23 protein-coding genes and 1 pseudogene are annotated in these 21,572 nt (G+C 62.2%); 11 read left to right on the top strand and 13 right to left on the bottom strand.

What is annotated here, in order from left to right:
* The first annotated feature begins 120 nt into the window (after nt 1-120).
* Complete coding sequence (locus AC0L2V_RS02190) at nt 121-585, top strand: DUF1801 domain-containing protein (protein WP_473519403.1); 465 nt, start codon at nt 121-123, stop codon at nt 583-585.
* 81 nt (nt 586-666) lie between these two features.
* Here AC0L2V_RS02190 and AC0L2V_RS02185 read toward each other — a convergent pair whose 3' ends face one another.
* Nucleotides 667-1,116: a GatB/YqeY domain-containing protein gene (locus AC0L2V_RS02185; protein ID WP_473519294.1), complete on the bottom strand. Its 450-nt coding sequence runs from the start codon at nt 1,114-1,116 to the stop codon at nt 667-669.
* 261 nt (nt 1,117-1,377) lie between these two features.
* Here AC0L2V_RS02185 and carA point away from each other — a divergent pair, with 261 nt between their 5' ends.
* The 3 genes from carA to AC0L2V_RS02170 all read left to right on the top strand — a co-directional run bounded on the left by carA (nt 1,378) and on the right by AC0L2V_RS02170 (nt 3,325).
* Nucleotides 1,378-2,604 carry a glutamine-hydrolyzing carbamoyl-phosphate synthase small subunit gene (carA, locus tag AC0L2V_RS02180; RefSeq protein ID WP_473519293.1) on the top strand — a complete coding sequence of 409 codons (1,227 nt, stop codon included), beginning with the start codon at nt 1,378-1,380 and terminating at the stop codon, nt 2,602-2,604.
* Nucleotides 2,605-2,675: 71 nt separating this feature from the next.
* A complete protein-coding gene (locus AC0L2V_RS02175; RefSeq protein ID WP_027151153.1) occupies nt 2,676-2,924 on the top strand; it encodes a type II toxin-antitoxin system RelE family toxin in 249 nt (82 codons plus the stop codon).
* Between the two features lie 17 nt (nt 2,925-2,941).
* Nucleotides 2,942-3,325 carry a helix-turn-helix domain-containing protein gene (locus AC0L2V_RS02170; RefSeq protein ID WP_473519292.1) on the top strand — a complete coding sequence of 128 codons (384 nt, stop codon included), beginning with the start codon at nt 2,942-2,944 and terminating at the stop codon, nt 3,323-3,325.
* 137 nt (nt 3,326-3,462) lie between these two features.
* On the opposite strand, the gene AC0L2V_RS02165 is transcribed toward AC0L2V_RS02170, so the two are convergent.
* The 4 genes and pseudogenes from AC0L2V_RS02165 to AC0L2V_RS02150 form a co-directional block, all read right to left on the bottom strand.
* A complete protein-coding gene (locus tag AC0L2V_RS02165) occupies nt 3,463-4,713 on the bottom strand; it encodes a TCR/Tet family MFS transporter (RefSeq protein WP_473494827.1) in 1,251 nt (416 codons plus the stop codon).
* Nucleotides 4,714-4,894: 181 nt separating this feature from the next.
* Nucleotides 4,895-5,827: a KPN_02809 family neutral zinc metallopeptidase gene (ypfJ, locus tag AC0L2V_RS02160; protein WP_473511277.1), complete on the bottom strand. Its 933-nt coding sequence runs from the start codon at nt 5,825-5,827 to the stop codon at nt 4,895-4,897.
* A 204-nt stretch (nt 5,828-6,031) separates the two neighbouring features.
* Complete coding sequence (locus AC0L2V_RS02155) at nt 6,032-6,220, bottom strand: hypothetical protein (protein WP_023799765.1); 189 nt, start codon at nt 6,218-6,220, stop codon at nt 6,032-6,034.
* A gap of 82 nt (nt 6,221-6,302) precedes the next feature.
* Nucleotides 6,303-6,404 (bottom strand): annotated as a pseudogene (locus tag AC0L2V_RS02150) (manganese-binding transcriptional regulator MntR); the annotation flags it as partial.
* 42 nt (nt 6,405-6,446) lie between these two features.
* Between AC0L2V_RS02150 and AC0L2V_RS02145 the strand changes: the two are divergent.
* Nucleotides 6,447-7,280, top strand: a complete 834-nt coding sequence (locus AC0L2V_RS02145; protein ID WP_473519402.1) for a protein-L-isoaspartate O-methyltransferase family protein — start codon at nt 6,447-6,449, stop codon at nt 7,278-7,280.
* Nucleotides 7,281-7,429: 149 nt separating this feature from the next.
* On the top strand, nt 7,430-8,083 hold the full coding sequence (locus AC0L2V_RS02140; RefSeq protein ID WP_473519291.1) for a dihydrofolate reductase family protein: 654 nt from the start codon (nt 7,430-7,432) through the stop codon (nt 8,081-8,083).
* A gap of 113 nt (nt 8,084-8,196) precedes the next feature.
* Here the strand turns inward: AC0L2V_RS02140 and AC0L2V_RS02135 are convergent, their stop codons facing one another.
* On the bottom strand, nt 8,197-9,375 hold the full coding sequence (locus tag AC0L2V_RS02135; RefSeq protein ID WP_287309939.1) for an MFS transporter: 1,179 nt from the start codon (nt 9,373-9,375) through the stop codon (nt 8,197-8,199).
* A gap of 191 nt (nt 9,376-9,566) precedes the next feature.
* Here AC0L2V_RS02135 and AC0L2V_RS02130 point away from each other — a divergent pair, with 191 nt between their 5' ends.
* Nucleotides 9,567-9,923: an ArsR/SmtB family transcription factor gene (locus AC0L2V_RS02130; protein WP_027151146.1), complete on the top strand. Its 357-nt coding sequence runs from the start codon at nt 9,567-9,569 to the stop codon at nt 9,921-9,923.
* Nucleotides 9,924-10,161: 238 nt separating this feature from the next.
* On the top strand, nt 10,162-10,920 hold the full coding sequence (locus AC0L2V_RS02125) for a metallophosphoesterase family protein (protein WP_473519290.1): 759 nt from the start codon (nt 10,162-10,164) through the stop codon (nt 10,918-10,920).
* A 97-nt stretch (nt 10,921-11,017) separates the two neighbouring features.
* Here the strand turns inward: AC0L2V_RS02125 and AC0L2V_RS02120 are convergent, their stop codons facing one another.
* The gene (locus AC0L2V_RS02120; protein WP_473519289.1) at nt 11,018-11,386 is read right to left on the bottom strand and encodes a hypothetical protein; all 369 of its coding nucleotides are present in this window, start codon (nt 11,384-11,386) and stop codon (nt 11,018-11,020) included.
* On the opposite strand from AC0L2V_RS02120, the gene AC0L2V_RS02115 reads away from it, so the two are divergent.
* Both AC0L2V_RS02115 and carB read left to right on the top strand, forming a co-directional pair.
* The gene (locus AC0L2V_RS02115) at nt 11,373-12,170 is read left to right on the top strand and encodes an SH3 domain-containing protein (RefSeq protein WP_473519288.1); all 798 of its coding nucleotides are present in this window, start codon (nt 11,373-11,375) and stop codon (nt 12,168-12,170) included. The two genes, AC0L2V_RS02120 and AC0L2V_RS02115, sit on opposite strands and share 14 nt — an antisense overlap.
* Before the next feature lie 251 nt (nt 12,171-12,421).
* The gene (gene carB, locus AC0L2V_RS02110) at nt 12,422-15,919 is read left to right on the top strand and encodes a carbamoyl-phosphate synthase large subunit (RefSeq protein WP_473519287.1); all 3,498 of its coding nucleotides are present in this window, start codon (nt 12,422-12,424) and stop codon (nt 15,917-15,919) included.
* A 93-nt stretch (nt 15,920-16,012) separates the two neighbouring features.
* Here the strand turns inward: carB and AC0L2V_RS02105 are convergent, their stop codons facing one another.
* The 4 genes from AC0L2V_RS02105 to AC0L2V_RS02090 all read right to left on the bottom strand — a co-directional run bounded on the left by AC0L2V_RS02105 (nt 16,013) and on the right by AC0L2V_RS02090 (nt 18,979).
* Complete coding sequence (locus AC0L2V_RS02105; protein WP_473519286.1) at nt 16,013-16,714, bottom strand: MAE_28990/MAE_18760 family HEPN-like nuclease; 702 nt, start codon at nt 16,712-16,714, stop codon at nt 16,013-16,015.
* A gap of 2 nt (nt 16,715-16,716) precedes the next feature.
* On the bottom strand, nt 16,717-17,817 hold the full coding sequence (locus tag AC0L2V_RS02100; protein WP_473519285.1) for a GmrSD restriction endonuclease domain-containing protein: 1,101 nt from the start codon (nt 17,815-17,817) through the stop codon (nt 16,717-16,719).
* Nucleotides 17,818-18,124: 307 nt separating this feature from the next.
* Nucleotides 18,125-18,589 (bottom strand): DUF6644 family protein, encoded by a 465-nt coding sequence (locus AC0L2V_RS02095; protein WP_473519284.1) that lies wholly within the window; start codon nt 18,587-18,589, stop codon nt 18,125-18,127.
* The gene (locus tag AC0L2V_RS02090; RefSeq protein ID WP_473519283.1) at nt 18,590-18,979 is read right to left on the bottom strand and encodes a DUF6152 family protein; all 390 of its coding nucleotides are present in this window, start codon (nt 18,977-18,979) and stop codon (nt 18,590-18,592) included.
* Nucleotides 18,980-19,547: 568 nt separating this feature from the next.
* Here AC0L2V_RS02090 and AC0L2V_RS02085 point away from each other — a divergent pair.
* Nucleotides 19,548-19,868 carry a DUF1476 domain-containing protein gene (locus AC0L2V_RS02085; RefSeq protein WP_031255188.1) on the top strand — a complete coding sequence of 107 codons (321 nt, stop codon included), beginning with the start codon at nt 19,548-19,550 and terminating at the stop codon, nt 19,866-19,868.
* Between the two features lie 129 nt (nt 19,869-19,997).
* On the opposite strand, the gene AC0L2V_RS02080 is transcribed toward AC0L2V_RS02085, so the two are convergent.
* Nucleotides 19,998-20,549 carry a DUF4142 domain-containing protein gene (locus AC0L2V_RS02080; RefSeq protein ID WP_473519282.1) on the bottom strand — a complete coding sequence of 184 codons (552 nt, stop codon included), beginning with the start codon at nt 20,547-20,549 and terminating at the stop codon, nt 19,998-20,000.
* Between the two features lie 143 nt (nt 20,550-20,692).
* The gene (locus tag AC0L2V_RS02075; RefSeq protein WP_473517849.1) at nt 20,693-21,436 is read right to left on the bottom strand and encodes a DUF899 family protein; all 744 of its coding nucleotides are present in this window, start codon (nt 21,434-21,436) and stop codon (nt 20,693-20,695) included.
* Nucleotides 21,437-21,572 lie beyond the last annotated feature (136 nt).

The raw sequence follows: 21,572 nt of genomic DNA, 5'->3' as shown, positions 1-21,572 counted from the left end.
GAGCGACGAAGGTTCCTCTTCGACGTCGAGAGTTTGTTGCTCGCGCCGGAACGGCAAACGGCTCGCCGCATCGATGCGTACGCCGGACGTCGAACGTTCACAAAGCCACTGGGACCAATCATGACCAAAGCGACAACAGCCATGAAGAAGGGCGGCTCGACGGAGGGAGCAGGAGGAGACACCCCCTCTCAATTGATAGATGCGAGAATCAAAGATCTGAGCGATTGGCGGGGCGAGATGCTCGCTCGGATCCGAACCCTCATCAAGCAGGTCGATCCCGAAGTGGTCGAGGAGTGGAAGTGGAGAGGGGTTCCGGTGTGGGAACACGCCGGAATTATCTGCACCGGTGAGACCTACAAGAATGTCGTGAAAATGACTTTCGCCAGGGGCGCCACGCTGGAGGACCCATCTGGCCTCTTCAACTCCAGCCTCGAAGGCAACACCAGGCGCGCCATCGACATCCATGAGGGCGACAAGATCGATGAAGAGGCGTTGAAGGCGCTCATTCGCGCCGCCGTGGCACTGAACCTGTCGGTGCGAGCTGCCGCCCGCCCCGCCCGCTCTCAGAAACCGAAGAGCGCCTGAGAATCAATCATATGCGGCCAGGGCTGGCGCCTCGCTGTCGCCTCCTCCAATGCCTTACGAGCTCGCTGCAGCGGCAAAATCCTACTGCAGCAGTCCCTTGACGATGCCGCTCGCCTTGGAGAAATCCATCTGGCCGGCGTATTTTTCCTTGAGCACGGCAATAACCTTGCCCATGTCCTTGACGCTGCTGGCGCCGGTCTCGGCGATGGCGGCGCGGATCGCCGTTTCGGTCTCTGCCTGGCCCAGTTGCGTCGGCAGGAAATCGCGGATGATGCCCATCTCGTCGCGCTCCTGCGCGGCAAGCTCCGGCCGCTTGCCGTCGTCGAAAGCCTTGGCCGACTCTTCGCGCTGCTTCACCATCTTGGCCAGGATCTGCAGGATCTCGTCGTCGCTGGCCGGCTCCTTGCCGGCGCCGCGATTGGCGATGTCGCGATCGTGAATGGCCGCCTGGATCAGCCGCAGTGTCGGCAGCCGGCGCTTGTCCTGCGCCTTCATCGCGCTCTTCAGGGATTCGGCGATTTTGCCGCGCATGATGCTTTCTCCTTCGAATGCGACGGACAATAGCCGTGCCGAATGCCCAAGGCAAATTCGACGCCACCCGGCAAACCGCTGATATTGCTCGACGAAATAAATCGCGGCTGCGGGCGTCGCATCATTGACCGCTCTGGCGCCTTCCCCTATGTACTGGGCCTTGCATGAACTGAATTTTTAGTTGGGCGCCGAGGCTGTGAAATCGCTGCTTCGCGCCTTTCGTTGCGCCGATTGAAGGGCGCAGCCTTTAGGAGTGCCGCCATGGCAACGATGACCGCCGCGTCGACCCCCGCGTCGACCCCCACTTGGGCCACCGAGAAGCCGACCGCCTTGCTGGTGCTGGCCGACGGCACCGTCATCGAGGGCCGCGGCCTTGGCGCCATTGGCTCCGCCGTCGCCGAAGTCTGCTTCAACACCGCGCTGACAGGCTATCAGGAAATCCTCACCGACCCGTCCTATGCCGGCCAGATCGTCACCTTCACCTTTCCGCATATCGGCAATATCGGCACCAATGACGAGGACATCGAGGATCTCAACCCTGTTGCCCGCGCCGGCGCAGTCGGCGCCGTGTTCAAGGCCGACGTCACCAATCCGTCCAGCTATCGCGCCGCTTCTGGTCTCGACCAATGGCTGAAGAAACGCGGCATCGTTGCGCTTTCGGGCATCGACACCCGCGCGCTGACCGCGCTGATCCGCGAAAAGGGCATGTCCAACGCCGTCATCGCGCACGCGCCCGACGGCATCTTCGACATCGAGGAGCTGAAGCGCCGCGCCGCTGCCTGGTCCGGCCTGATCGGGCTTGACCTGGCCAAGGACGTCACTTCCGGCCAGTCCTCGGTCTGGCGCGAGACGCCGTGGGTCTGGGACGAGGGCTTTGGCGAACAGACCGATCCGTCCATGCATGTCGTCGCCATCGACTACGGCGTAAAACGCAACATATTGCGCCTGCTTGCCGGCCTGGGCGCCAAGGTCACCGTAGTGCCGGCCAACACCGGCGCCGAGGATATCCTCGCCATGCGGCCCGACGGCATCTTTCTCTCCAACGGTCCCGGCGACCCGGAAGCCACCGGCGACTATGCCGTTCCGGTCATCCGGGACTTGCTGAAGACCGACATCCCGGTCTTCGGCATCTGCCTCGGCCACCAGATGCTGGCGCTGGCGCTTGGCGGCAAGACCGCCAAAATGCATCAAGGCCATCACGGCGCCAATCATCCGGTCAAGGATCACACCACCGGCAAGGTTGAGATCGTCTCGATGAACCACGGCTTTGCCGTCGATGCCGGCTCGTTGCCCACGGGCGTCGAAGAAACCCATGTCTCGCTGTTCGACGGCTCGAACTGCGGCATCACCCTGACCGGCAGGCCGGTGTTTTCGGTCCAGCACCATCCCGAAGCCTCGCCGGGCCCGCAGGACTCGCATTATCTGTTCCGCCGCTTCGTCAATCTCATCCGCGAAAAGCGCGGCGAGCCGGCGCTGGCAGAGCGCTGACTATCTGTACGCGAGAAGTCTCGGCAATAATATCGCTTAACTTTCGGCGATAAATCTGCGATATCATCACCGTGAAGACGATTATCCTCTCGGTATCGGCGGCTCGCGATCTCGACAACCTGCCGACAGATGTCCGCGAGCAGGTCTCCGAAGGCCTGATCTCCTATGCCGTCAGCGGGCGGGGAGATATCAAGCGCCTTGCCGGCAGGGACGGCTACAGACTGCGGATCGGTCGCTACCGGATCATATTCGATGAAGACCGCACGACGATCCTCGCGATCTACATCGGCAAACGAGAAACGACAACCTACCGTCGGTGATAGCAGGACAGGACACCATGAACGCCCCCCAAATCATAACGACGCCAACTGGCGAAGAACTTGTCGTTATCCCAAAAGCGGACTACGAGGCTCTGTTGCACGCGGCCGAAGAGGCTCTTGAAGACGCTGCCGATGTGGCGATCTACGACGAGCGAAAGGCTGATCTCAAAACGGAAAACCCCCTGCCTGCGGACGTGACCATGGAAATTTTGCGGGGCTCCAGCCGGCTCAAGGCGCTGCGCAACTGGCGGCGGCTGACGCAGGCCGAATTGGCGACCACGATCGGTGTCAGCCAGGGTTTCCTGTCGGATCTTGAGTCCAATCGCCGTAAGCCATCGGCGCAGACCCGGGCGCTGCTGGCGAAGGCACTGGATATTCCGGGGCAATGGATTGAACCCTAGGGCATGCCCCAATGCGTGGCGCGCAAAAGCATGCCCTCGGGCCTGACCCGAGAGTACGCAGCGGTTTTGCGATAACGAGATGCATCAAAACCAGAACTTAAAGCGCGTCGCATGAGTCCGTTCAAACGCGACACGCTTTAGGCCACCGTCGCCGTCGCGACGTCTTTCACCGCGGCCGGTCTTTCGACCCTGAGCACGAATGCGATCAGCGACAGGGCGAGAAAGATGCCGCCGAGCACAAAGGGCGCGCCGCCGAACGTCACCGGCGCGCTCGGCCCGGTGAACCAGGCGAAGATTCCCGTATAAAGCAGCGGCGTTATGATGCTGGTGATCGAAAACACGCTCGTCATCGCACCTTGCAATTCGCCTTGCGCGGAGGGCGGCACCTTGGCCGCCGCCAGGCTCCGCAGCGGCGGATCGGCCAGCGCCTCGAGGCAGGTCGCCACGATCACCGCATAGATCATCCAGCCCTTCCACGCCGCGGCATAGCCGAAGGCGGCGAGCGCGGTAAAAGCAAGGCCGATGGCGGCGGTCCGCCATTCGCCGAGCCGTGGGATGACGCGTGGCAGGACAAAACCCATCACCAACGCCCCGCCAAGGCCGAAGACGCCGAGTGAGAAGCCGATCTGCTGTTCGCTCCAGCCGTAGCGGTAACTGCCGACGAACGACCACACGGCAGGGTACATCATGTGACCGAGCGTCATCAGGAAGAACACCAGGCCGATCCAGCCGATCCCCTTGTAATTGCGCATCTGCTTCAGGGCGCCGAGAGGATTGGCGCGGCGCCATTCGAAGCGGCGCCGGTGATGCTGCTCCAGCGTTTCCGGCAGGAAGAACCAGCCGACGATGAAGTTGATCAGAGCAAGCACCGCCGCGCCCCAGAACGGCACGCGCGGCCCGAATTCGCCGAGCAACCCGCCCAGCACCGGGCCGATGACGAAACCGACGCCGAAGGCGATGCCAAGCAGGCCGAAATTCTTCGCCCTGTTCTCGTCGGTGCTGACATCGGCGATGAAGGCGGAGGCGGTCGAATAGCTGGCGCCGCTGATGCCGGCCAGCACCCGGCCGATGAACAGGACCCAATACGACCAGGCCACCGCGCAGATCAGATTGTCGACGGCGAAGGTCAGCACCGAGGCCAGCAGGATCGGACGACGGCCGAAGCGGTCGCTGAGATTGCCGACCAGCGGCGCGAACAGGAACTGCATGGCCGCATAGACGAAGAACAGCCAGCCGCCTTCGATCGCCGCTTCGCTGACCCCGACGCCGGTCAGTTCCTGCAGATAGGCCGGCAGCACCGGCATGATGATGCCGATGCCGGTGATGTCGAGCAGCAGCGTGGTGAAAACAAGCGCAAGGCCCCGCCTGGCGGTTTTGGCTTCGATCATGACGGTATCGACTCCTGGAGCCGCCTCGCAGCGAAGGCGGAAGGGCCCTTTATAGGCGAGTCAGCCACACAGAACAATAAGGGAACAGGCCAGGAATTTTCATCCTGACATCAACTGTCGACATGAGCGCGGCTGCATCGCCGCCGCTTTCAACGCCCATTTCAACGAGAGCCCAAACACCTCAGATCGGGGTGTTGAACGTATCGCAGTCCGACAGCTTGCCGCTCTTGTAGCCGCGTGCCAGCCAGGTTTGACGCTGCTGCGAGGTGCCATGGTTGAAGCTTTCCGGCACGACATAGCCCTGCATCTTCTTCTGCATCGTGTCGTCGCCGATCTGCTGGGCGGCGTTCAGCGCCTCGTCCATGTCGCCCTGTTCCAGAATGCCTTTCTGCCCGGTGAAATGCGCCCAGACGCCGGCGAAGCAATCCGCCTGGAGCTCGACCTGCACCGACATTTGGTTGGCCTCGGCCTCGCCCATCTGCTGCCGCATCTGGTTGAACTTGGGCAGGATGCCGGTGAGGTTCTGGACATGGTGGCCGACCTCATGCGCGATCACATAGGCCTGGGCAAAATCGCCCGAAGCGCCGAATTGCTGGTCGAGCTGCTGGAAGAAGGTGGTGTCGAGATAGACCTTGCGGTCGCCGGGGCAGTAGAACGGGCCGGCCGCGGACGAGGCGAAGCCGCAAGCCGAACGGATTTGGCCGCTGAACAGGACCAGCTTGGGGTCCTCGTAGGTCAGGCCCTCGGCCTGGAAAATGCCGGTCCAGGTGTCCTCGGTCTCGGCCAGGACGGTCGAAACGAACTGCTTCATCTCGTCGGAGGCGGGCGCCCCGGTGCCACCGCCCTGTTCTCCGCTGGTGTCGGTGATCTGACCGCCGCCACCCGGCACCAAGCCGCCACCGGCCAGGATCTGAAGCGGGTCGATGCCGATGGCCTTCAGCCCGAAATAGAGGACCACGAGAATGATGATGGTCGACAGCGACATTCCGCCGCCGGAGCGGCCGCCGATCGGGATGCGGAGACGGCCGGGGCCGCCGCGCGGCAGGTTGAGCCCGCCGCCCTGGCCGCGTTGGTCCTCGACGTTGTCACTTTGACGACGACCTTTCCAGAGCATGGCAACTCCCCGCGATGCACGTACCGGTATCTTGCCGATCTCATGGCCCGATCCGACCCAACAAACAATTATCCCAATGGTTGCGCCAAGTCACAGTATTTTTCGCATCAAGGGGCCGCCCGGCTCTGGGGTCAGTCCCTGCACGACACCCGCCGGTGAGAGCCCTGCCGGCGCTTTTTTTGGTCTTGGACTTGTCGGTCACGCTCAGATCTTCTGCTTGGTGCCCGCGCTCTTGCCGTCCGAGCTTTTCGAGCGCTCCTCGAAGCGGGCCCCGCCCTTCTTGAGCGGGCGTCCAGTATCCGCTTCGGTCTTGCGTTCGTCCTTCGCCGCAGCCTGCTTCAATCCCTTGGCCGCTTGCTTGCCCTTTGCTGTCGGTGCCTGTTCAACGCCCATCGTATCCTCCTCGGTCTCGCGCCAATTGCTGGCACGATCTCAAACGCCGCGGCAGCGGCGGCGGTTCCGGCAGGACTGTCGGCCGCCTCAGCATCTTGGCCACCGTCGGCTGGGCGACGCCGAGCCGCGCCGCGATGTCGACCTGGCGGGCCTCGTTGCCGTTCTCGATCAGGTCGGCGACAAGCTGCGCGACAATTCGGTCAATCGCGCTATCTTCTCACGCGACATGACCAGAATTGCCGAAGCCCGAAAATTCTATGCGCGACTGATGGCTGCCAATGCAGGTTCGGCCGATCCGCGTCTCGAGGACGTGTTCGCCGCGGTGCCGCGCGAAGCTTTTCTCGGGCCCGGGCCGTGGACGGTCGTCGCCGGCAACGGCAAGGTAGAAACGCCGAGCGCCGATCCTGTTCACATCTATCAGAACGTGCTGGTGTCACTCGACGCCGAAAAGGGCATCAACAATGGCGAGCCGTTCCTGCATGCCATGTGGATCGGCAAGGTGGCGCCAAAACCCGGCGAGGTCGTCACTCATGTCGGCGCCGGCACCGGCTATTACACAGCTCTGCTGGCGAAACTGGTTTCGCCGGGCGGCGCAGTCACCGCCTTCGAACTGGATTCCGGTATCGTCGACCGTGCAAGAAAGAATCTCGAAGCCTATGGCAATGTGACCGTCATCCATGGCGATGCGGTCGTCGGTGGCCTGCCACCGTCCGACATCATCTATGTCAATGCCGGCGTTGCGGCACCCCCAGCCGAATGGCTGAAGGCGCTGAAGCCCGGCGGCCGCATGGTCTTTCCGTGGCGTCCGGCCGAGCGCATTGGCCTCGCGGTGATGGTGACACGCACGGATAAGGGGTTTGCCTGCGATCCGTTCATGCGATCATGGTTTATCCCTTGCATCGGCGCCTCGGCGGCCTCGACGAAAATCCACCGTGACAAGGCGGCACGCAGCCGCAAGATCTGGCTGACGGCCGACAAGGCACCGGACCGCACCGCCACCGCCGTCATCGGCGACGTCTGGTTCTCGTCGCAAAGTGTTGGCGGCAGGCGGTCGCAATGACGTCGCCGCGCGTCGAGGCGTCCCGTGCTTGCCGCTCGACATGCGCCGGGGACCCAGAAATTTTCCGGCCCTGTCGGGCAGGCGTCCGCTCGCACGTCCTTTGGCCGAAATCCGGCGGCAACGGCACGGATGATTAAAGGGAGACTCCAATGAGGAAGATCACCACTGCGACATTCGTCAGCCTCGACGGCGTCATGCAGGCGCCCGGTGGGCCGCAAGAAGACCCGGTCGGCGGCTTCGAATTCGGTGGCTGGACGTTCCATTACTGGGACGACGTCGGGAGCGCCTTTATTGGTGAGACCTTCGCAAAACCCTTCGCGCTGCTCCTCGGCCGCAAGACCTACGACATCTTCGCCGCGCATTGGCCGTACCAGAAAGACGATCCGATCGCCGACCGTTTCAACGCCGTCACCAAATATGTGGCCACCCACCGGCCCGACACGCTGTCGTGGCAAAACAGCCAGTCGCTTGGCGACGACGTCGTGGCTACCCTGCGCCAGCTCAAGCAGGAGGACGGGCCGGACCTGCTCATCCAGGGATCGAGCGAACTCATCCAGACCTTGCTCGCCAACGACCTGATCGACGAGATCAGCCTGCTGACTTTCCCGCTGGTGCTGGGCAAGGGCAAGCGGCTGTTTGGCAGCGGCGCAATCCCGGCGGCTTTCAAGCTGAACCGCTCACAGGCATCGACCACCGGCGTCATCATAGCGAGCTATGAACGCGCCGGTGAGATCAAGACTGGATCGTTCGCCCAGCAACAGCCGTCCGAAGCCGAGATCGAGAGACGCCGGACCTGGAAATAGTCGCGGTTACAGGACCTGGGTTCCTTGCTCGGCTAGATGTGAGTGGGGGGAGAGGAGCCCAAATTCTGCCTGGCAGCGCGATCAGGACAGCGCCACGCTTCTGCGATCTTCCTTCACTCGGCCGGCATGGCCACCGCCCGGGCGGCCCGGTGGCCGGCCAGCATGACGCCAAGACCCAGGATCGGGAACACCGCTGCGACCAGGCCGAGATCAGCCGGCGCGCCATAGCGCAGCACCGCGCCGCCGACGACGGCGCCCAGCGCCACGCCGAGATAGAGCGCCGAAGCGTTGAGCGACAGCACGATGGGCGCTGCGTCGGGCGCCAGCCTGATGATGCGGCTGGCCTGCGCCGGCGGGAAGGCCCAGCCGACGATGCCCCACGGCACCATCATGGCCATCAGCGCCGGCCCGGCGATGCTGTGCGGCAGGAAGGCCGGAATGACCGAAAGCATCACCAGCATGACCGCACTCAGCGCCAGCGACCAGCTGACGGTGCGCGTCGCGCCGAAGCGGTCGGCGGCCTGCCCGCCGGCAATGTTGCCGATGACGGCGCCGACGCCGAAGGCAAGCAGCATGCCGGGCAGCGCGATCGGGCTCAAGCCGCCACCTTCGATGGCTAGCGGCGCGACAAAGGCAAAGACCGTGAAGGCGCCGGTGAGCGCCAAAAGTGTAGTCAGCAGGATCGATGGCACGCCGGGGCGAAGCGTTGCGGCCAGCCGCTGCCTGAGCGGCAGCTTGGTGCCGACGATGCCGCGCGGCAGCCGGTACCACAGGATTGCGCCGGCCAGTGCGCCGAGCCCGGCGATGGCAAAGAACGTGCCGCGCCAGCCGGCAACCGTCGCGACAAGCGCGCCGAGCGGTGCGCCGACCGCCACCGCCACCGTAGTGCCGCCGACGACGACGGCAATGGCGCGGGCGCGGTGATGATCATCGACAAGCGCCACGGCCGTCCCCTGCGCCGTCGCCGCAAACAGGCCGGACGACAGCGCCATGACGATGCGCGCGATCAGCAGCAGTTCGAAGGAGGAACTGAGCGCCGCCGCCAGGTTGCCCAGCACGAAAAACACCAGCGTCCACAAGATGACACGTCGCCGGTCCCATTCGCCAGTCAGCGTCGCCAGGATCGGCGCGCCGAGCGCATAGGCGAGCGCGAAGGCGGTGATCAGCGTCCCGGCGAGCGGGACCGAGATGCCGGCATCCCCCGCGATGTCAGGCAGCAGGCTGGAGATGACGAAGCCTTCGGTCGCGATCGTGAATGATCCGAGCGCAAGCCAGAAGAGGCGCTTGTCCATAGTGAAATCCTTAGTTCAAAAGTTATTGAACAATTGTACATAATGGCGCATGTTGTCAATGAGCCGCCCGAGAATAGCCGAACCCTGCTGACAGCCCCATGTCAGGACAAGGTAGCGGGAGGTGGAAACTGAGGGCATCCACCAGGAGGAGATGCGTTGAAATCGGCCCTGATTGCGCTTAGTTCTCCGGCATGACGCTGCCCCACCCCACCGCCGACCAGATCAGCCTGCCGAACGTGCTTGCCGTGCTCGGCGATCCCACCCGGCTGGCCATCGTGCGCTATCTCGCCAGCAAGGAGGGCGTGCCGCTGAATTGCAGCCAGTTCCTCGATCTCGGCTCAAAGACCAATCTCAGTTACCACCTGGCCAAATTGCGCGAGGCCGGCGTCACCCGCACCGAGGTCGTCGGCACCAGCCGGCTGATCACGCTGCGCCGCGATGATCTCAATGCCCGCTTTCCTGGGCTGCTCGATAGCGTCATTGCCGCAGCCGTCGACGACCCGGCTCTGCCCGCGGTCGGCGCCTCCGAGATCGAAGTCCGCGCCTGAGGCCGTAACTCGCCCCCGTGTAGCAGGCAGGGCAATCGCATTTTGGATTCTTGCGAAGGTGGGGGCCCTAACCCTCCCCACTGTTTGGACTGAGGAGGGTTAGGGGTGGGGGTACATCGTAGAGCGAAAGCCTCGGCTTTCCAGCTGCAATAGCCCTGGTGTAACAGAGGAGAGCAACCAAAGTCCTGCCAGATCCGCCCTTCCCGACGCGTCATTCGTCGACCCAACGGAGCTTCCCATGCGCATTGCCGTTCTCGCCGATATCCACGGCAACATCCTCGCCCTGGACGCCGTGCTCGACGATCTGCTGCAGCGCGGTGGTGCTGACCTCATCGTCAATCTCGGCGATTGCGTCTCCGGCCCCCTCTGGCCGCGCGAAACCATGGAGCGGCTTGAAGCGCTCGCCCTGCCGACAGTTCGCGGCAACCACGACCGCCGCGTCGCCCGCGATACCGCGGATGAAGCCATGTGGCCGTCCGACCGCTATGCGCAGGAACGGCTGACATCGGTCCAGCGCGAGGCACTGTTGGCCTTGCCGCTCACGCTGGAGATCGCCCCAGCCGTGACCGCCTTTCATGCCCGACCCGACCATGACGAAAAATACCTTACCGATACGATGGCCGACGGCCGGCTGGTGCGCGCGCCGCTGGTCGCCATCAAGCGGCGGCTGGCCGCGCTCGATCCCGCTTGCCGCATCGTGCTGTGTGGCCACAGCCACCGCAGCGAACTGATCCGTATCCCCGACGGCCCGGTGGTCTTCAATCCGGGCAGCATCGGCTGCCCCGCTTATGGCGACGACACGCCACCGGCGCATGTCTCCGAGCAAGGCTCTCCGCATGCACGCTACGGCATCGTCGAATTGGGTGGGCCGGGCCGCTCCGACCGCTTCGAAGCCATCGCCGTCGACTATGACCATGAGGCGGCAGCGCGGCAGGCCGAACAGGCGGGACGGCCGGAATGGGCCCACGCGCTGCGCACCGGATTTATGTCCGGCTGAACGCGGTTACGCGTTCATGCCGTCCGGCTGAACGAGGCACGAGTTCATGCCGCCCGACTGAACGCAACGCGTTCACGTCCGACTGAACGCAACGCGTTCATGTCCGGCTGAACGCAACGCGTTCATGCCGCACGCTGAGCTTGCTCATGCCGCGGACCGAACACCATTCCCCAGCCGCATTTTCCGGCTTACATAGCGCCATGTCGTCGCTTATAAAATCGTCCTGGAATGCGGTGGCGATTCGGTGCCTGGCCGCGCCTTCGGAAATGCTTCTATCGCCCACGGCCAAAATGATGAGGCGCACAGTTACGCTCCGAACGACGCTGCTGATTGCCGCCCCTCTCCTGCTGACGGCGCTGCTGCCGGCCAGGGCCGAGGAGGCGCCTTTCGTCTCCATCGTGACCGACCTTGCTCCGGGCGATCTCCTGAACGTCCGCGCCACGGCATCGGCGATGGGCAAGATCAAGGCTCGGCTGCCGAATGGCACGAGCGTCAACAATCTCGGCTGCAACGACGTCAATGGCTATCGTTGGTGCAAGGTCGCAGAAATTGACAACCCGCAACTGGCGGGATGGGCTCCCGCGCGCTACCTGAACCCCGAGAATCCGGCGGCAGTTGCGGAGGTGGATATCGAAGCGACCGGCGAAAGCACGGCCGTTGCAGCCGGCGACTCGAACCCGGCAACTGCAGATCAGCCACCGCCGGACCTGACGGCGCGCCTGGATGCGACCGGTCGCGAACCCACGATGACTGCCGTTGAGGCAATCGGCAGGGTGGCCATCGAGGATGCTTACCGCCTGGCGCTTTTTGCCAGCGAAAATCCTTCGGCCGGCGAGACACAGGCGCCCGCGGCAGCGGACAAGCCCATCCGCAATCGCGCCGCCAATGCGGCGCCTCCGGCCAACGCACAAACCGTTGCGCGGCTGCAGCCGCCAGGGCGGCCCGCGCCGGCGCTGGGTGCCCGCAACGAGATTCCTTGTGCGCGCCATGTCGGCCAGCCGATGACCAGCTGCAAGGCAGGCGTTGTCCACACGGGCGACAAAGCCGAGATCACCGTGACCTGGCCCGATGGCGGCACCCGGGTCATCAGATTCCAGGCCGGTCGGCCCGCCGGCTCGAACGCATCAGGCGAGTTCCGCTACACCCGCGAGGGCAGCCTGAACATCATCCGTGTCGGCGTTTCCGAACGCTTCGAGATCACGGATCAGTTGGCGCTGGGGGATTGGTGGCTAAGGGGAATAGGGCAGTAGGGCAATATGTTTAAAGGGCGCTCGAGCCTCTGCCCTACTGCCCTACTGCCCTACTGCCCTACTGCCCTACTGCCCTACTGCCCTACTGCCCTACTGCCCTACTGCCCTACACTCCGCATTTTAGGGGGTTACATCCGGCAAAACTCTTCCCTATAAGGCCCTCCTAGCCTGATACCAGAATCGCGAGCACAACCGGCCGGGTCTTCCCGTCCGGTTTTTCGTGCAAGCCGCCTGCCGAACGGACCCTCGATATGCCAAGACGCACCGACATCAAGTCGATCCTGATCATCGGGGCCGGCCCCATTGTCATCGGTCAGGCCTGCGAATTCGACTATTCCGGCACCCAGGCCTGCAAGGCGCTCAAGGAAGAGGGTTTTCGCGTCATCCTGGTCAATTCCAACCCGGCCACCATCATGACCGACCCGGAACTGGCCGATGCCACCTATATCGAGCCGATCACGCCGGAAGTGGTGGCCAAGATCATCGCCAAGGAGCGGCCGGACGCGCTGCTGCCGACCATGGGCGGTCAGACCGCGCTCAACACCGCACTGTCGCTGCGCCGCATGGGCGTGCTCGAGCGCTACAATGTCGAGATGATCGGCGCCGACGCCACGGCAATAGACAAGGCCGAGGACCGGGCGCTGTTTCGCGAGGCGATGAAGAAGATCGGCCTGGAAACGCCGAAATCGATGCTGGCCAACGCCACCGACGTCAAGAACGCCGACCGCAAGACCCACGAGGCCGAACGCGCCGCGCTGAAGGCCGAGAAGCCCGAAAACCTCGACGCCGCGCTCGACGCGCTCGAAACGCGCTGGAACCTCGGCGAGGGCGACCGCAAGCAGCGCTACATCAGCCATGGCATGGCGATCGCCGCACAGGCGCTCGACCATGTCGGCCTGCCCGCCATCATCCGCCCGTCCTTCACCATGGGCGGCACCGGCGGCGGCATCGCCTACAACCGCGCCGAATTCTACGAGATCGTCCAGTCCGGCCTCGACGCCTCGCCGACCACCGAAGTGCTGATCGAGGAAAGCGTGCTCGGCTGGAAGGAGTACGAGATGGAGGTTGTCCGCGACAAGGCCGACAACTGCATCATCGTCTGCTCGATCGAGAACATCGACCCGATGGGCGTGCATACCGGCGATTCGATCACCGTCGCCCCTGCCCTGACCTTGACCGACAAAGAGTACCAGATGATGCGCAACGCCTCGATCGCGGTGCTGCGCGAGATCGGCGTCGAGACCGGCGGCTCCAACGTGCAGTTCGCCGTCAACCCCGCCGACGGCCGCCTGGTGGTGATCGAGATGAACCCGCGCGTCTCGCGCTCGTCGGCTCTCGCCTCCAAGGCGACCGGCTTTCCGATCGCCAAGATCGCGGCGAAGCTCGCCGTCGGCTACACGCTGGACGAGCTGGAGAACGACATCACCGGCGGCGCGACGCCGGCCTCGTTCGAGCCGTCGATCGATTACGTCGTCACCAAAATCCCGCGCTTTGCCTTCGAGAAATTCCCTGGCGCCGAGCCGGTGCTGACCACCGCGATGAAGTCGGTCGGCGAGGTCATGGCCATCGGCCGCACTTTTCAGGAATCGCTGCAGAAGGCGCTGCGCGGACTGGAAACCGGCCTCACCGGCCTCGACGAGATCGAGATCCCCGGCATTGCGCACGGCGCGGCCAGCCACGCCGACGACCGCAACGCCATCCGCGCTGCCCTCGGCACGCCGACGCCCGACCGGCTGCGCATGGTGGCGCAGGCGATCCGCATGGGCACCTCTCTGGAAGACGTGCACGCCATGTGCAAGATCGATCCGTGGTTCCTCGAACAGATCGCCGGCATCCTCAACATGGAAGCCCGCATTCGCGAGCACGGCATTCCCGAAGACGCCGCCAATCTGCGCATGCTGAAGGCGATGGGTTTCTTCGATGCCCGCCTCGCATCCCTGGTCAGGAAAGACGTCGAAGAGGTTCAAAAGATACGCGAAAAGCTCGACGTTCATCCGGTTTACAAGCGCATCGATACTTGCGCCGCCGAGTTCGCCTCGCCGACCGCCTACATGTACTCGACCTATGAGGTGCCCTTCGCCGGCGCGCTCGCCAACGAGGCGCAAGTCTCGTCGCGGAAGAAAGTCGTCATCCTCGGCGGCGGCCCGAACCGCATCGGCCAGGGCATCGAGTTCGACTATTGCTGCTGCCACGCCGCCTTTGCGCTGCGCGACGCCGGCTTCGAGGCGATCATGGTCAACTGCAACCCGGAGACCGTGTCGACCGACTACGACACCTCGGACCGGCTCTATTTCGAGCCGCTGACGCCGGAGGACGTTTTGGAGATCCTGCGCGCCGAGCAGGCGTCGGGCGAGCTGGTCGGCGTCATCGTCCAGTTCGGCGGCCAGACGCCGCTGAAGCTGGCGGATGCGCTGGAGAAGGCCGGCATCCCGATCCTCGGCACTTCGCCCGACATGATCGATCTCGCCGAAGACCGCGACCGCTTCCAGAAGTTGTTGCACAAGCTCGGCCTCAGCCAGCCGAAGAACGGCATCGCCTATTCGGTCGAGCAGGCCCGCCTCGTCGCCGGCGAGCTCGGCTTCCCGCTGGTGGTGCGCCCGTCCTATGTGCTCGGCGGCCGCGCCATGCAGATCATCCACGACGAGAGCATGCTGCAATCCTATCTGCTCGACACCGTGCCCGGCCTGGTGCCGGAGGACATCAAGCAGAAATACCCCAATGACAAGACAGGCCAGATCAACACACTGCTGGGCAAGAACCCGCTGCTATTCGACACCTATCTCTCGGGCGCCATCGAGGTCGATGTCGACTGCCTGTGCGACGGCAAGTCGACCTTCGTCTCCGGCATATTGGAACACATCGAGGAGGCCGGCATCCATTCGGGCGACAGCGCCTGCTCGCTGCCGGTGCACTCGCTGCCGTCGGAGCTCGTCGACGAATTGGAGCGCCAGACGGCCGCACTTGCCCGCGCGCTCAATGTCGGCGGCCTGATGAACGTGCAGTACGCGATCAAGGACGGCACCGTTTATGTGCTCGAGGTCAACCCGCGCGCGTCGCGCACCGTGCCCTTCGTCGCCAAGACCATCGGCCGCCCCATCGCGAAAATTGCTGCCCGCATCATGGCCGGCGAGAGCCTGGAAGACGCCTTCGCCCATTACGGCGCCATGCCCGACCCCAGAAATCCCGGCCATATCGCGGTCAAGGAAGCGGTGTTCCCCTTCGCCCGTTTCCCCGGCGTCGACATCCTGCTCGGGCCGGAAATGCGCTCGACCGGCGAGGTCATGGGCCTCGACCGTGACTTCGCGCTGGCTTTCGCCAAGAGCCAGTTAGGAGCGGGTGTTGATCTCCCCCGCGCCGGCACGCTGTTCGTTTCGGTGCGCGACGAGGACAAGAAGGGCATCCTGCCGGCGGTCAAGCGTCTCGCCGGCCAGGGTTTCAAGGTAATGGCCACCTCGGGCACCGCCCGCTTCCTCGCCGAGAACGGCGTCGCTGCCGAGAAAATAAACAAGGTGCTGGAAGGCCGCCCGCACATCGAGGACGCCATCCGCAATCGCCAGGTGCAGATCGTCTTCAACACCACGGACGGCCAGAAGGCGGTGTCGGACTCAAAATCGCTGCGCCGCGCCACGCTGATGCAGAAGGTGCCGTATTACACGACGCTCTCGGGCGCTGCGGCAGTGGCGGAGGCGATCGCGGCGCTGCGGGCGGGGAACCTGGAAGTGCGCCCGCTGCAGGAGTATTTTGCGTGAAACTTTCTTCGAGTAGCGCGCAAGGACACCGGCGGTCGCAGACAGCTGCTCCGAATAGGGTTCTTAATGGGTTCAGCTTATCGACCTCCTGAACTATGTTCTAATGGAACAAAATTGGGAACGGCACCAAGAGGCGAATGCATCGTCAGTCGATCGGCAATAGAGAGATATTAGAACTATCATATCACGAACTTCGCTCGGCGTCTTTGTTGCAAGAGGATCTCCGTGGGCTATATTATTCCGCGTATCAACAAGATGATTCAACATATTAATAGCGGAACTAGAATTTGCTTTCATTATTTTATCCAAATCACCTTTGTACGAGGAATAACCGAATCGACCAAGATACGACTTTACTTTCTTAAAGGCCGGATTTGAAAAGCCTCTGCTAAATCTGTCTGAAGGCACTTGAGACGGAAATTCGCCTACCCGAGACCAGTACGATGCGTCAGTTCTCATAAACAAAAACATCTTCTCTGCGATCTTCGTCGGGTCATCAGCGCTCGACATCTCCTCAAGTATGTCTTTTGAGATATGATAGAACAAGCTCGGGGGAAATTTATTTCTTTGAACCTTATTTATAAAAAAAGCCTCAAGGGCATTCTCTCCAAGTTCTCTTATGAAAGCTTCAACATGACTCGACAAAAGGACAACTGAGCCCCTACACATCGCCCTTATCTCATTGCTATTCTTAACAGCATCAGCCTTCTCCTTTTTATCTGCAGCACGACGAAGTATATGAACCTCATCCAAGCGCGAAATGAAAGAGCGATACGCAGAGGTATAGCGCGCCATTGCTAAGCAACGTTTGCTGAGATTAGAGCTTCAAACCTTTCATTCCAAATCTCAAATCGACGCCGCGTGCGGCTTGTATGATCGACGGCCCTGCTGATCAAGTCTTGGAACTCAGCGTCATCCAAAAGTTCGCTATATATTTCTCTGAAGTCAGCTGCAATGTTCGTTGCGGCCTGTGGCGCCACGCGCTTCGCTGATGAACATACAAGATCGAAGAGTGCTTTATTGATCGACCGGGAACCGGGTCGCCGAAAACATTCGGACTCGTCAAACCAAATTGCAGACGTGCTGATGGCACGCGTCCAAATATATGCAAGCTCAAATATTCTGCCTTCTGAATAACGCATTCCAGCCTTAGCTGCCTCATTGAGCCAATGCTTCTGGGGTGTCTTATAAGATTGCAGTCCATGAATGTGAAACGCGAAAAACCGCAAAATTATCTCTTCGTCTCGCAATCGAATATCCGGGGCCTTGCGGCCGAGAATCGCAAGCCACTCCTCCCCTTCTGAAAGCTGGCCTAGAAGATCATTAAGTGATCCGCGATAGATGCAGTTTCGGAGCTCCTGCGCATTCAACGGAACGGTGTTCGTATTTAATCTTTCAAAAACATCAAATTTGATTTCCGGGTGCGATTCATTTGTAACAAGGACGCACCTTAGCGTATGCGTTTTAAGCTGCCTCTGAATTTTGTTAGGAAGCTCAAAAAATCTACTACCATTTAACTCTTTCAGAACCTCAAGGGAGCTGAGTGCGAATTGGTTCTCGATAAATCTAAATATAGAATATAGACGTTGCTGACCGTCAATTACGTCAAGCTCATACTCATCATTCTGAGAAAGGTAACATGGAGGTATAGGTACATTAAGTAGAATAGACTCTATAAGTCTGGACGCAAGGATATCGCTCCAGACATACCTTCGCTGAAAACGTGGCCTCTCCGAGAGAGGTCGAAGAAATATCAAATTCGACTTTATCTGCTCGACGAGCGAGTCAACCACCAAGTCATAAGGTTGAGTTATGACTTTTCGATCTCGTATCGGCTTTTCATCCGGATCAGGCGCATCGGCGTCTTTGTCGATCTCAAAGAGCGGTTTCTCGTCCACGCACACCTCTCCTAATTTTTCGATGAATTGGCCTTCATATCGACTTGGCAAAAGAAGATATACGGGCAGGTTTGTTATCCCACAATCGCTTAACGGAACATCGCATGTGCTTCGGTCTGCGTTGCAATGTCGCCGCGCACCATTTCGCCGGTCACTCCGCAAGCGGTTTTGCCGAGATGAACACGAAGCCGTTGGCCTGCACGGCAGCCAAGCCCTCGCCTTGGCATATCACCGGCACGACTTCCCTCAGGATGCATCTGCATGGAGGTTTATCTCCCGCCCTGGGAAGACCAGCGCCTCGCTCGCCTCAGTTGAGAAACCCAATAAACCGCCCGGCGAACAGCACCGACGTCCACAGCACCAGCGACAGCACCGCCAGCACAGGAGCGACCCCGCCGGCCGGCTCGTCGCCGCCCTTTGCCCGGCGCATGAAGGTGAGAAAATTGGCGCCGGCGAGGAGTATGAGCGTCATCTTGGTGAGGAAAATCGGCATCGCCGCATACTCTCTCGCCCTGATTGAAAACAGCAGCGACCCGGTGACAAGCGCGCCGGCGAACGCGGTAAATGCGGTGCGGCGCAGCAGCGTGACGAACGGCACGTACGGCAGCGAGCGGAAGGCGCCGAGGATCCTTAGGTCCATGAGCCAGACGCTGGTCAGCAGCGCGCCGATCGACATGATGTGCAGCGCATTGACTATGGGATAGGCGACGAAGGAGGCCTTCAGCCCCCTTACGATGGCGAGTTGCTCGATGCCGGCGAGGTACCAGTCCATTCACGCCGGCGGCACGCGGTCGGGATAGACGTCATAAGCCTTGCCGTTGACGATGACGCGGGCTGCTTTCATCCACTTCTCGGTCTCGTCGCGCGAGCGGTGGCCGATCGCGGTCACCTCGTCGCCGACCTTGGCGACCTCCTCGGTGAAGCCGGCGGCAATGGTCCGGGACGGCGGCGCCAAATCCACCCGCCAGGCCTCTCCCTCGGCGTCGACATCCAGCGTGGCGTGCGGATTGCCGATATAGACGGCCGTGATCTTGCCCCGGAGCTCAAAAAACCCATCTTGGGTCCACGACCATCCGTGATGGGCGTAAGCTGCGGTGCCAGCGGCAAGGATCACTGCCGCTGCCAGCGTGACGCTCCGAATCCCGTTGAAAGGTGACTGCATCGCTCGCCTCCTCGGCTCATCCCGCCAATCGAGAGTAGGTCACGGCGCGGCAACGTCAAATCACATCGATGCGAAGGGCATCGGCCACGCGATCGATTGTCGAAGCCGGCGCGCCGCCCCTGAACCCCCTGCCGGGCACCACACGTCAAACATTCCGCAGCAGGCGCCGCCGGCGAAGCTGCCGATCTCCCCCCTTGCGGGGGAGATGCCCGGCAGGGCAGAGGGGGGTACTGTCCCTCCGACCTGTCAACCGATTATAGCCACGCCCTCAGGCTGTTTCCGGTTGGGAATGGGTTAAAATCGAGAGGTGGCGATCCTTCCCACCCCCCTCTGTCCTGCCGGACATCTCCCCCGCAAGGGGGGAGATTGGATGCCGCGCTGGCTTTCGCCAACCACCAACGCTGAAAGGCAGGGCGGTGAGGGGCAGCGCCAACCCGAAGCGTTTGCCCTGCGGAATGAACGGTCCGGTCTTGCTTATGACATCCATGCACGCCATGTTCGGCCCCTACCGCCGCTCTTCTTCTCCACCGGATGAAGGTCGGAGACTCACACCTGAACGAGGCAGATTATGAGCAGTATGAGAGACCGTCAGGAAGGCTTCGAAAAGAAGTTTGCGATGGACGAGGACACGAAGTTCAGGGCCATGGCGCGCCGCAACAAGCTGCTCGGCCTATGGGCCGCCGAAAAGCTCGGCAAGTCAGGCGAGGACGCCGACGCCTATGCGAAAGAGGTGGTGCGCGCAGACTTCGAAGAGGCCGGGGACGACGACGTGTTGCGCAAAATACGCGCCGATTTCGACGCTGCGGGCGTCGCCCAGTCGGATGTTCAGATTCGCGGCGTCATGAACGACCTGCTGGCGACGGCTGTCGAGCAGATCAAAAACAGCTGAGAGAGCGCCAACTTAAAGCGTGTCGCGACGTGCTTTAAGTTCTCGTTTATGCGTTTCCCCAAACCGCTGCGCATCTCGGGTCAGGCCCAGGCTCAGGCCCGAGGGCATGCGTTTGGGTGACGACATGCATTAGCTGTGTGCTGCCACCAGATCCTTTAGGCGCTCTTCGTGCATCCGCAGCGTCGGTAGCGTCTTCTTGGCGAATTCCTTCAGCGCCGGGTCTTCACCCGACTGCGCATAGGTTGAAAACAGCGCCAACGCCTGCTTGTGCGCCTCGGTCTGCAGGAGGATGAATTTCGCCTGGAATTCATCGCCATCGAGGTTCTTGAGCTGGTCCAGCATCGCCTGGTCTTTCGGCAGCAAAGCCGGGCCGCTCGCTGTCACCGAAGCCGTGATCTGGCTCTGTTCGAGAGCTGCCTTGAAATCCTCGCCAGCCTTGGTGTGATCCTTGATCATCTGCGAGGCGAAATCCTTCACATCGGCGGCGACATTTTTTTGTTCGGCCAGCTTGCTGCTTTCAATCTCGAACCGGTTGGCGCTGGGGACGGTTCTGGAGAAGGTCTCGGTGTCGATCTTGGTTTGGCCGACAGCAGGTATATCGGCCGGCGTGGCGGATTGGGCGAGGGCCGCCGGCGCGCCGGCAAGCAAGGCGACCATGGCAAGCGTGAGATTTGTTTTCACAGGAAATCTCCGGGTTTGTGATCCTCGGAGAGTCCAACGCGACACCAGCGGCGAAGTTGCGCGACTGGACAGGAATGAGGTGTCGGCGATCCTGCCAACACCCCCGCTCGGCGCCGATACGCCGGAAATATGCTTGGCAAAGCTCAGTGGCAGCACGCGGCGTCATATTGCAGCTGCTCGTCCCAGTTCGGCCGGCCCTCCGGTGTGAAATCCATCAGGTTCCACAAGGGCTCGCAAGTGCCGATGGCGCGCGGGTCCTGACCGGGTTCGGACGGCGCGAAGCCAAGCTCCGAGCTCCAGAAATGCCGGATGCCGTCGGCATCGCGATGGAATACCGAAAGCATCGGCAACTGCGCGCCGTCGTCGGCCTCGGCGTGGTAGTCGCGCTTGAAGCTGTTGCCGGCCGAGGAGAGCAGCCGCATGTTCGTCCAGCCGCGATCGCGGCCAAGCGTGATCAGGTTTTCAAGCGCGGTCTTGCCCACAACCGCGAAATTGAAGCCGGCGGCCTCGAGATGGCCGATGGCGCCGTCGAACTGGTCGAGCAGCGCCGTGCAGGACGGGCATGGCTGGTCGGCCCGCGCGAGCTTGGCCGTGCCGCCGCTTGTCGCCACGTCGCGCGTCTCCTGCGGGTGGCGCGGAAACATCATCGAGTAGACGATCAGCGTGTCCTTGCCGGGTGAAAACAGCTCCGACAGTTTTATGCGGGCCGGCTTGCCGTCGGCGCCAAGCCCGTCGAACACATAATCCTGAGGCACCAGCCCGCCCGGCGGCAGTGCACGGCGGGCGACGGCCACATCCTCCATGGCGCGGCGCAGCTCGATTTCCTTTTGCAGCAGCGTTTCGCGGGCGGCGCGATATTCAGCGGATTCGTTGGGAAAGGTGATCATCGTCATCTCCATCAGCCGTGCTTGTGGCGGCGCGCGCCCTATGCGGCAGCGCACCTTGCCTCTCAAGGACGCATCGCGAAGCAGGGTTCCGACATTTTGCGCGCCTGACTCGGCGATAAGGCCTTAACGGCTCCGT

It is taken from the genome of Mesorhizobium sp. WSM4814, from assembly GCF_055811595.1.
Note: the sequence above shows the minus strand (reverse complement) of the source record. Positions and strands in the feature narration are given on the sequence as shown.

Coding starts and splice junctions, on each gene's coding strand:
- AC0L2V_RS02075 (WP_473517849.1), bottom strand. CDS start 21,436: ATGATCACCTTTCCCAACGAATCCGCTGAATATCGCGCCGCCCGCGAA.
- AC0L2V_RS02130 (WP_027151146.1), top strand. CDS start 9,567: ATGACGCTGCCCCACCCCACCGCCGACCAGATCAGCCTGCCGAACGTG.
- AC0L2V_RS02090 (WP_473519283.1), bottom strand. CDS start 18,979: ATGCAGTCACCTTTCAACGGGATTCGGAGCGTCACGCTGGCAGCGGCA.
- AC0L2V_RS02145 (WP_473519402.1), top strand. CDS start 6,447: ATGACCAGAATTGCCGAAGCCCGAAAATTCTATGCGCGACTGATGGCT.
- AC0L2V_RS02085 (WP_031255188.1), top strand. CDS start 19,548: ATGAGCAGTATGAGAGACCGTCAGGAAGGCTTCGAAAAGAAGTTTGCG.
- ypfJ (WP_473511277.1), bottom strand. CDS start 5,827: ATGCTCTGGAAAGGTCGTCGTCAAAGTGACAACGTCGAGGACCAACGC.
- AC0L2V_RS02095 (WP_473519284.1), bottom strand. CDS start 18,589: ATGGACTGGTACCTCGCCGGCATCGAGCAACTCGCCATCGTAAGGGGG.
- AC0L2V_RS02105 (WP_473519286.1), bottom strand. CDS start 16,714: ATGGCGCGCTATACCTCTGCGTATCGCTCTTTCATTTCGCGCTTGGAT.
- AC0L2V_RS02170 (WP_473519292.1), top strand. CDS start 2,942: ATGAACGCCCCCCAAATCATAACGACGCCAACTGGCGAAGAACTTGTC.
- carB (WP_473519287.1), top strand. CDS start 12,422: ATGCCAAGACGCACCGACATCAAGTCGATCCTGATCATCGGGGCCGGC.
- AC0L2V_RS02140 (WP_473519291.1), top strand. CDS start 7,430: ATGAGGAAGATCACCACTGCGACATTCGTCAGCCTCGACGGCGTCATG.
- AC0L2V_RS02185 (WP_473519294.1), bottom strand. CDS start 1,116: ATGCGCGGCAAAATCGCCGAATCCCTGAAGAGCGCGATGAAGGCGCAG.
- AC0L2V_RS02165 (WP_473494827.1), bottom strand. CDS start 4,713: ATGATCGAAGCCAAAACCGCCAGGCGGGGCCTTGCGCTTGTTTTCACC.
- AC0L2V_RS02155 (WP_023799765.1), bottom strand. CDS start 6,220: ATGGGCGTTGAACAGGCACCGACAGCAAAGGGCAAGCAAGCGGCCAAG.
- AC0L2V_RS02135 (WP_287309939.1), bottom strand. CDS start 9,375: ATGGACAAGCGCCTCTTCTGGCTTGCGCTCGGATCATTCACGATCGCG.
- carA (WP_473519293.1), top strand. CDS start 1,378: ATGGCAACGATGACCGCCGCGTCGACCCCCGCGTCGACCCCCACTTGG.
- AC0L2V_RS02190 (WP_473519403.1), top strand. CDS start 121: ATGACCAAAGCGACAACAGCCATGAAGAAGGGCGGCTCGACGGAGGGA.
- AC0L2V_RS02125 (WP_473519290.1), top strand. CDS start 10,162: ATGCGCATTGCCGTTCTCGCCGATATCCACGGCAACATCCTCGCCCTG.
- AC0L2V_RS02115 (WP_473519288.1), top strand. CDS start 11,373: ATGGGCAAGATCAAGGCTCGGCTGCCGAATGGCACGAGCGTCAACAAT.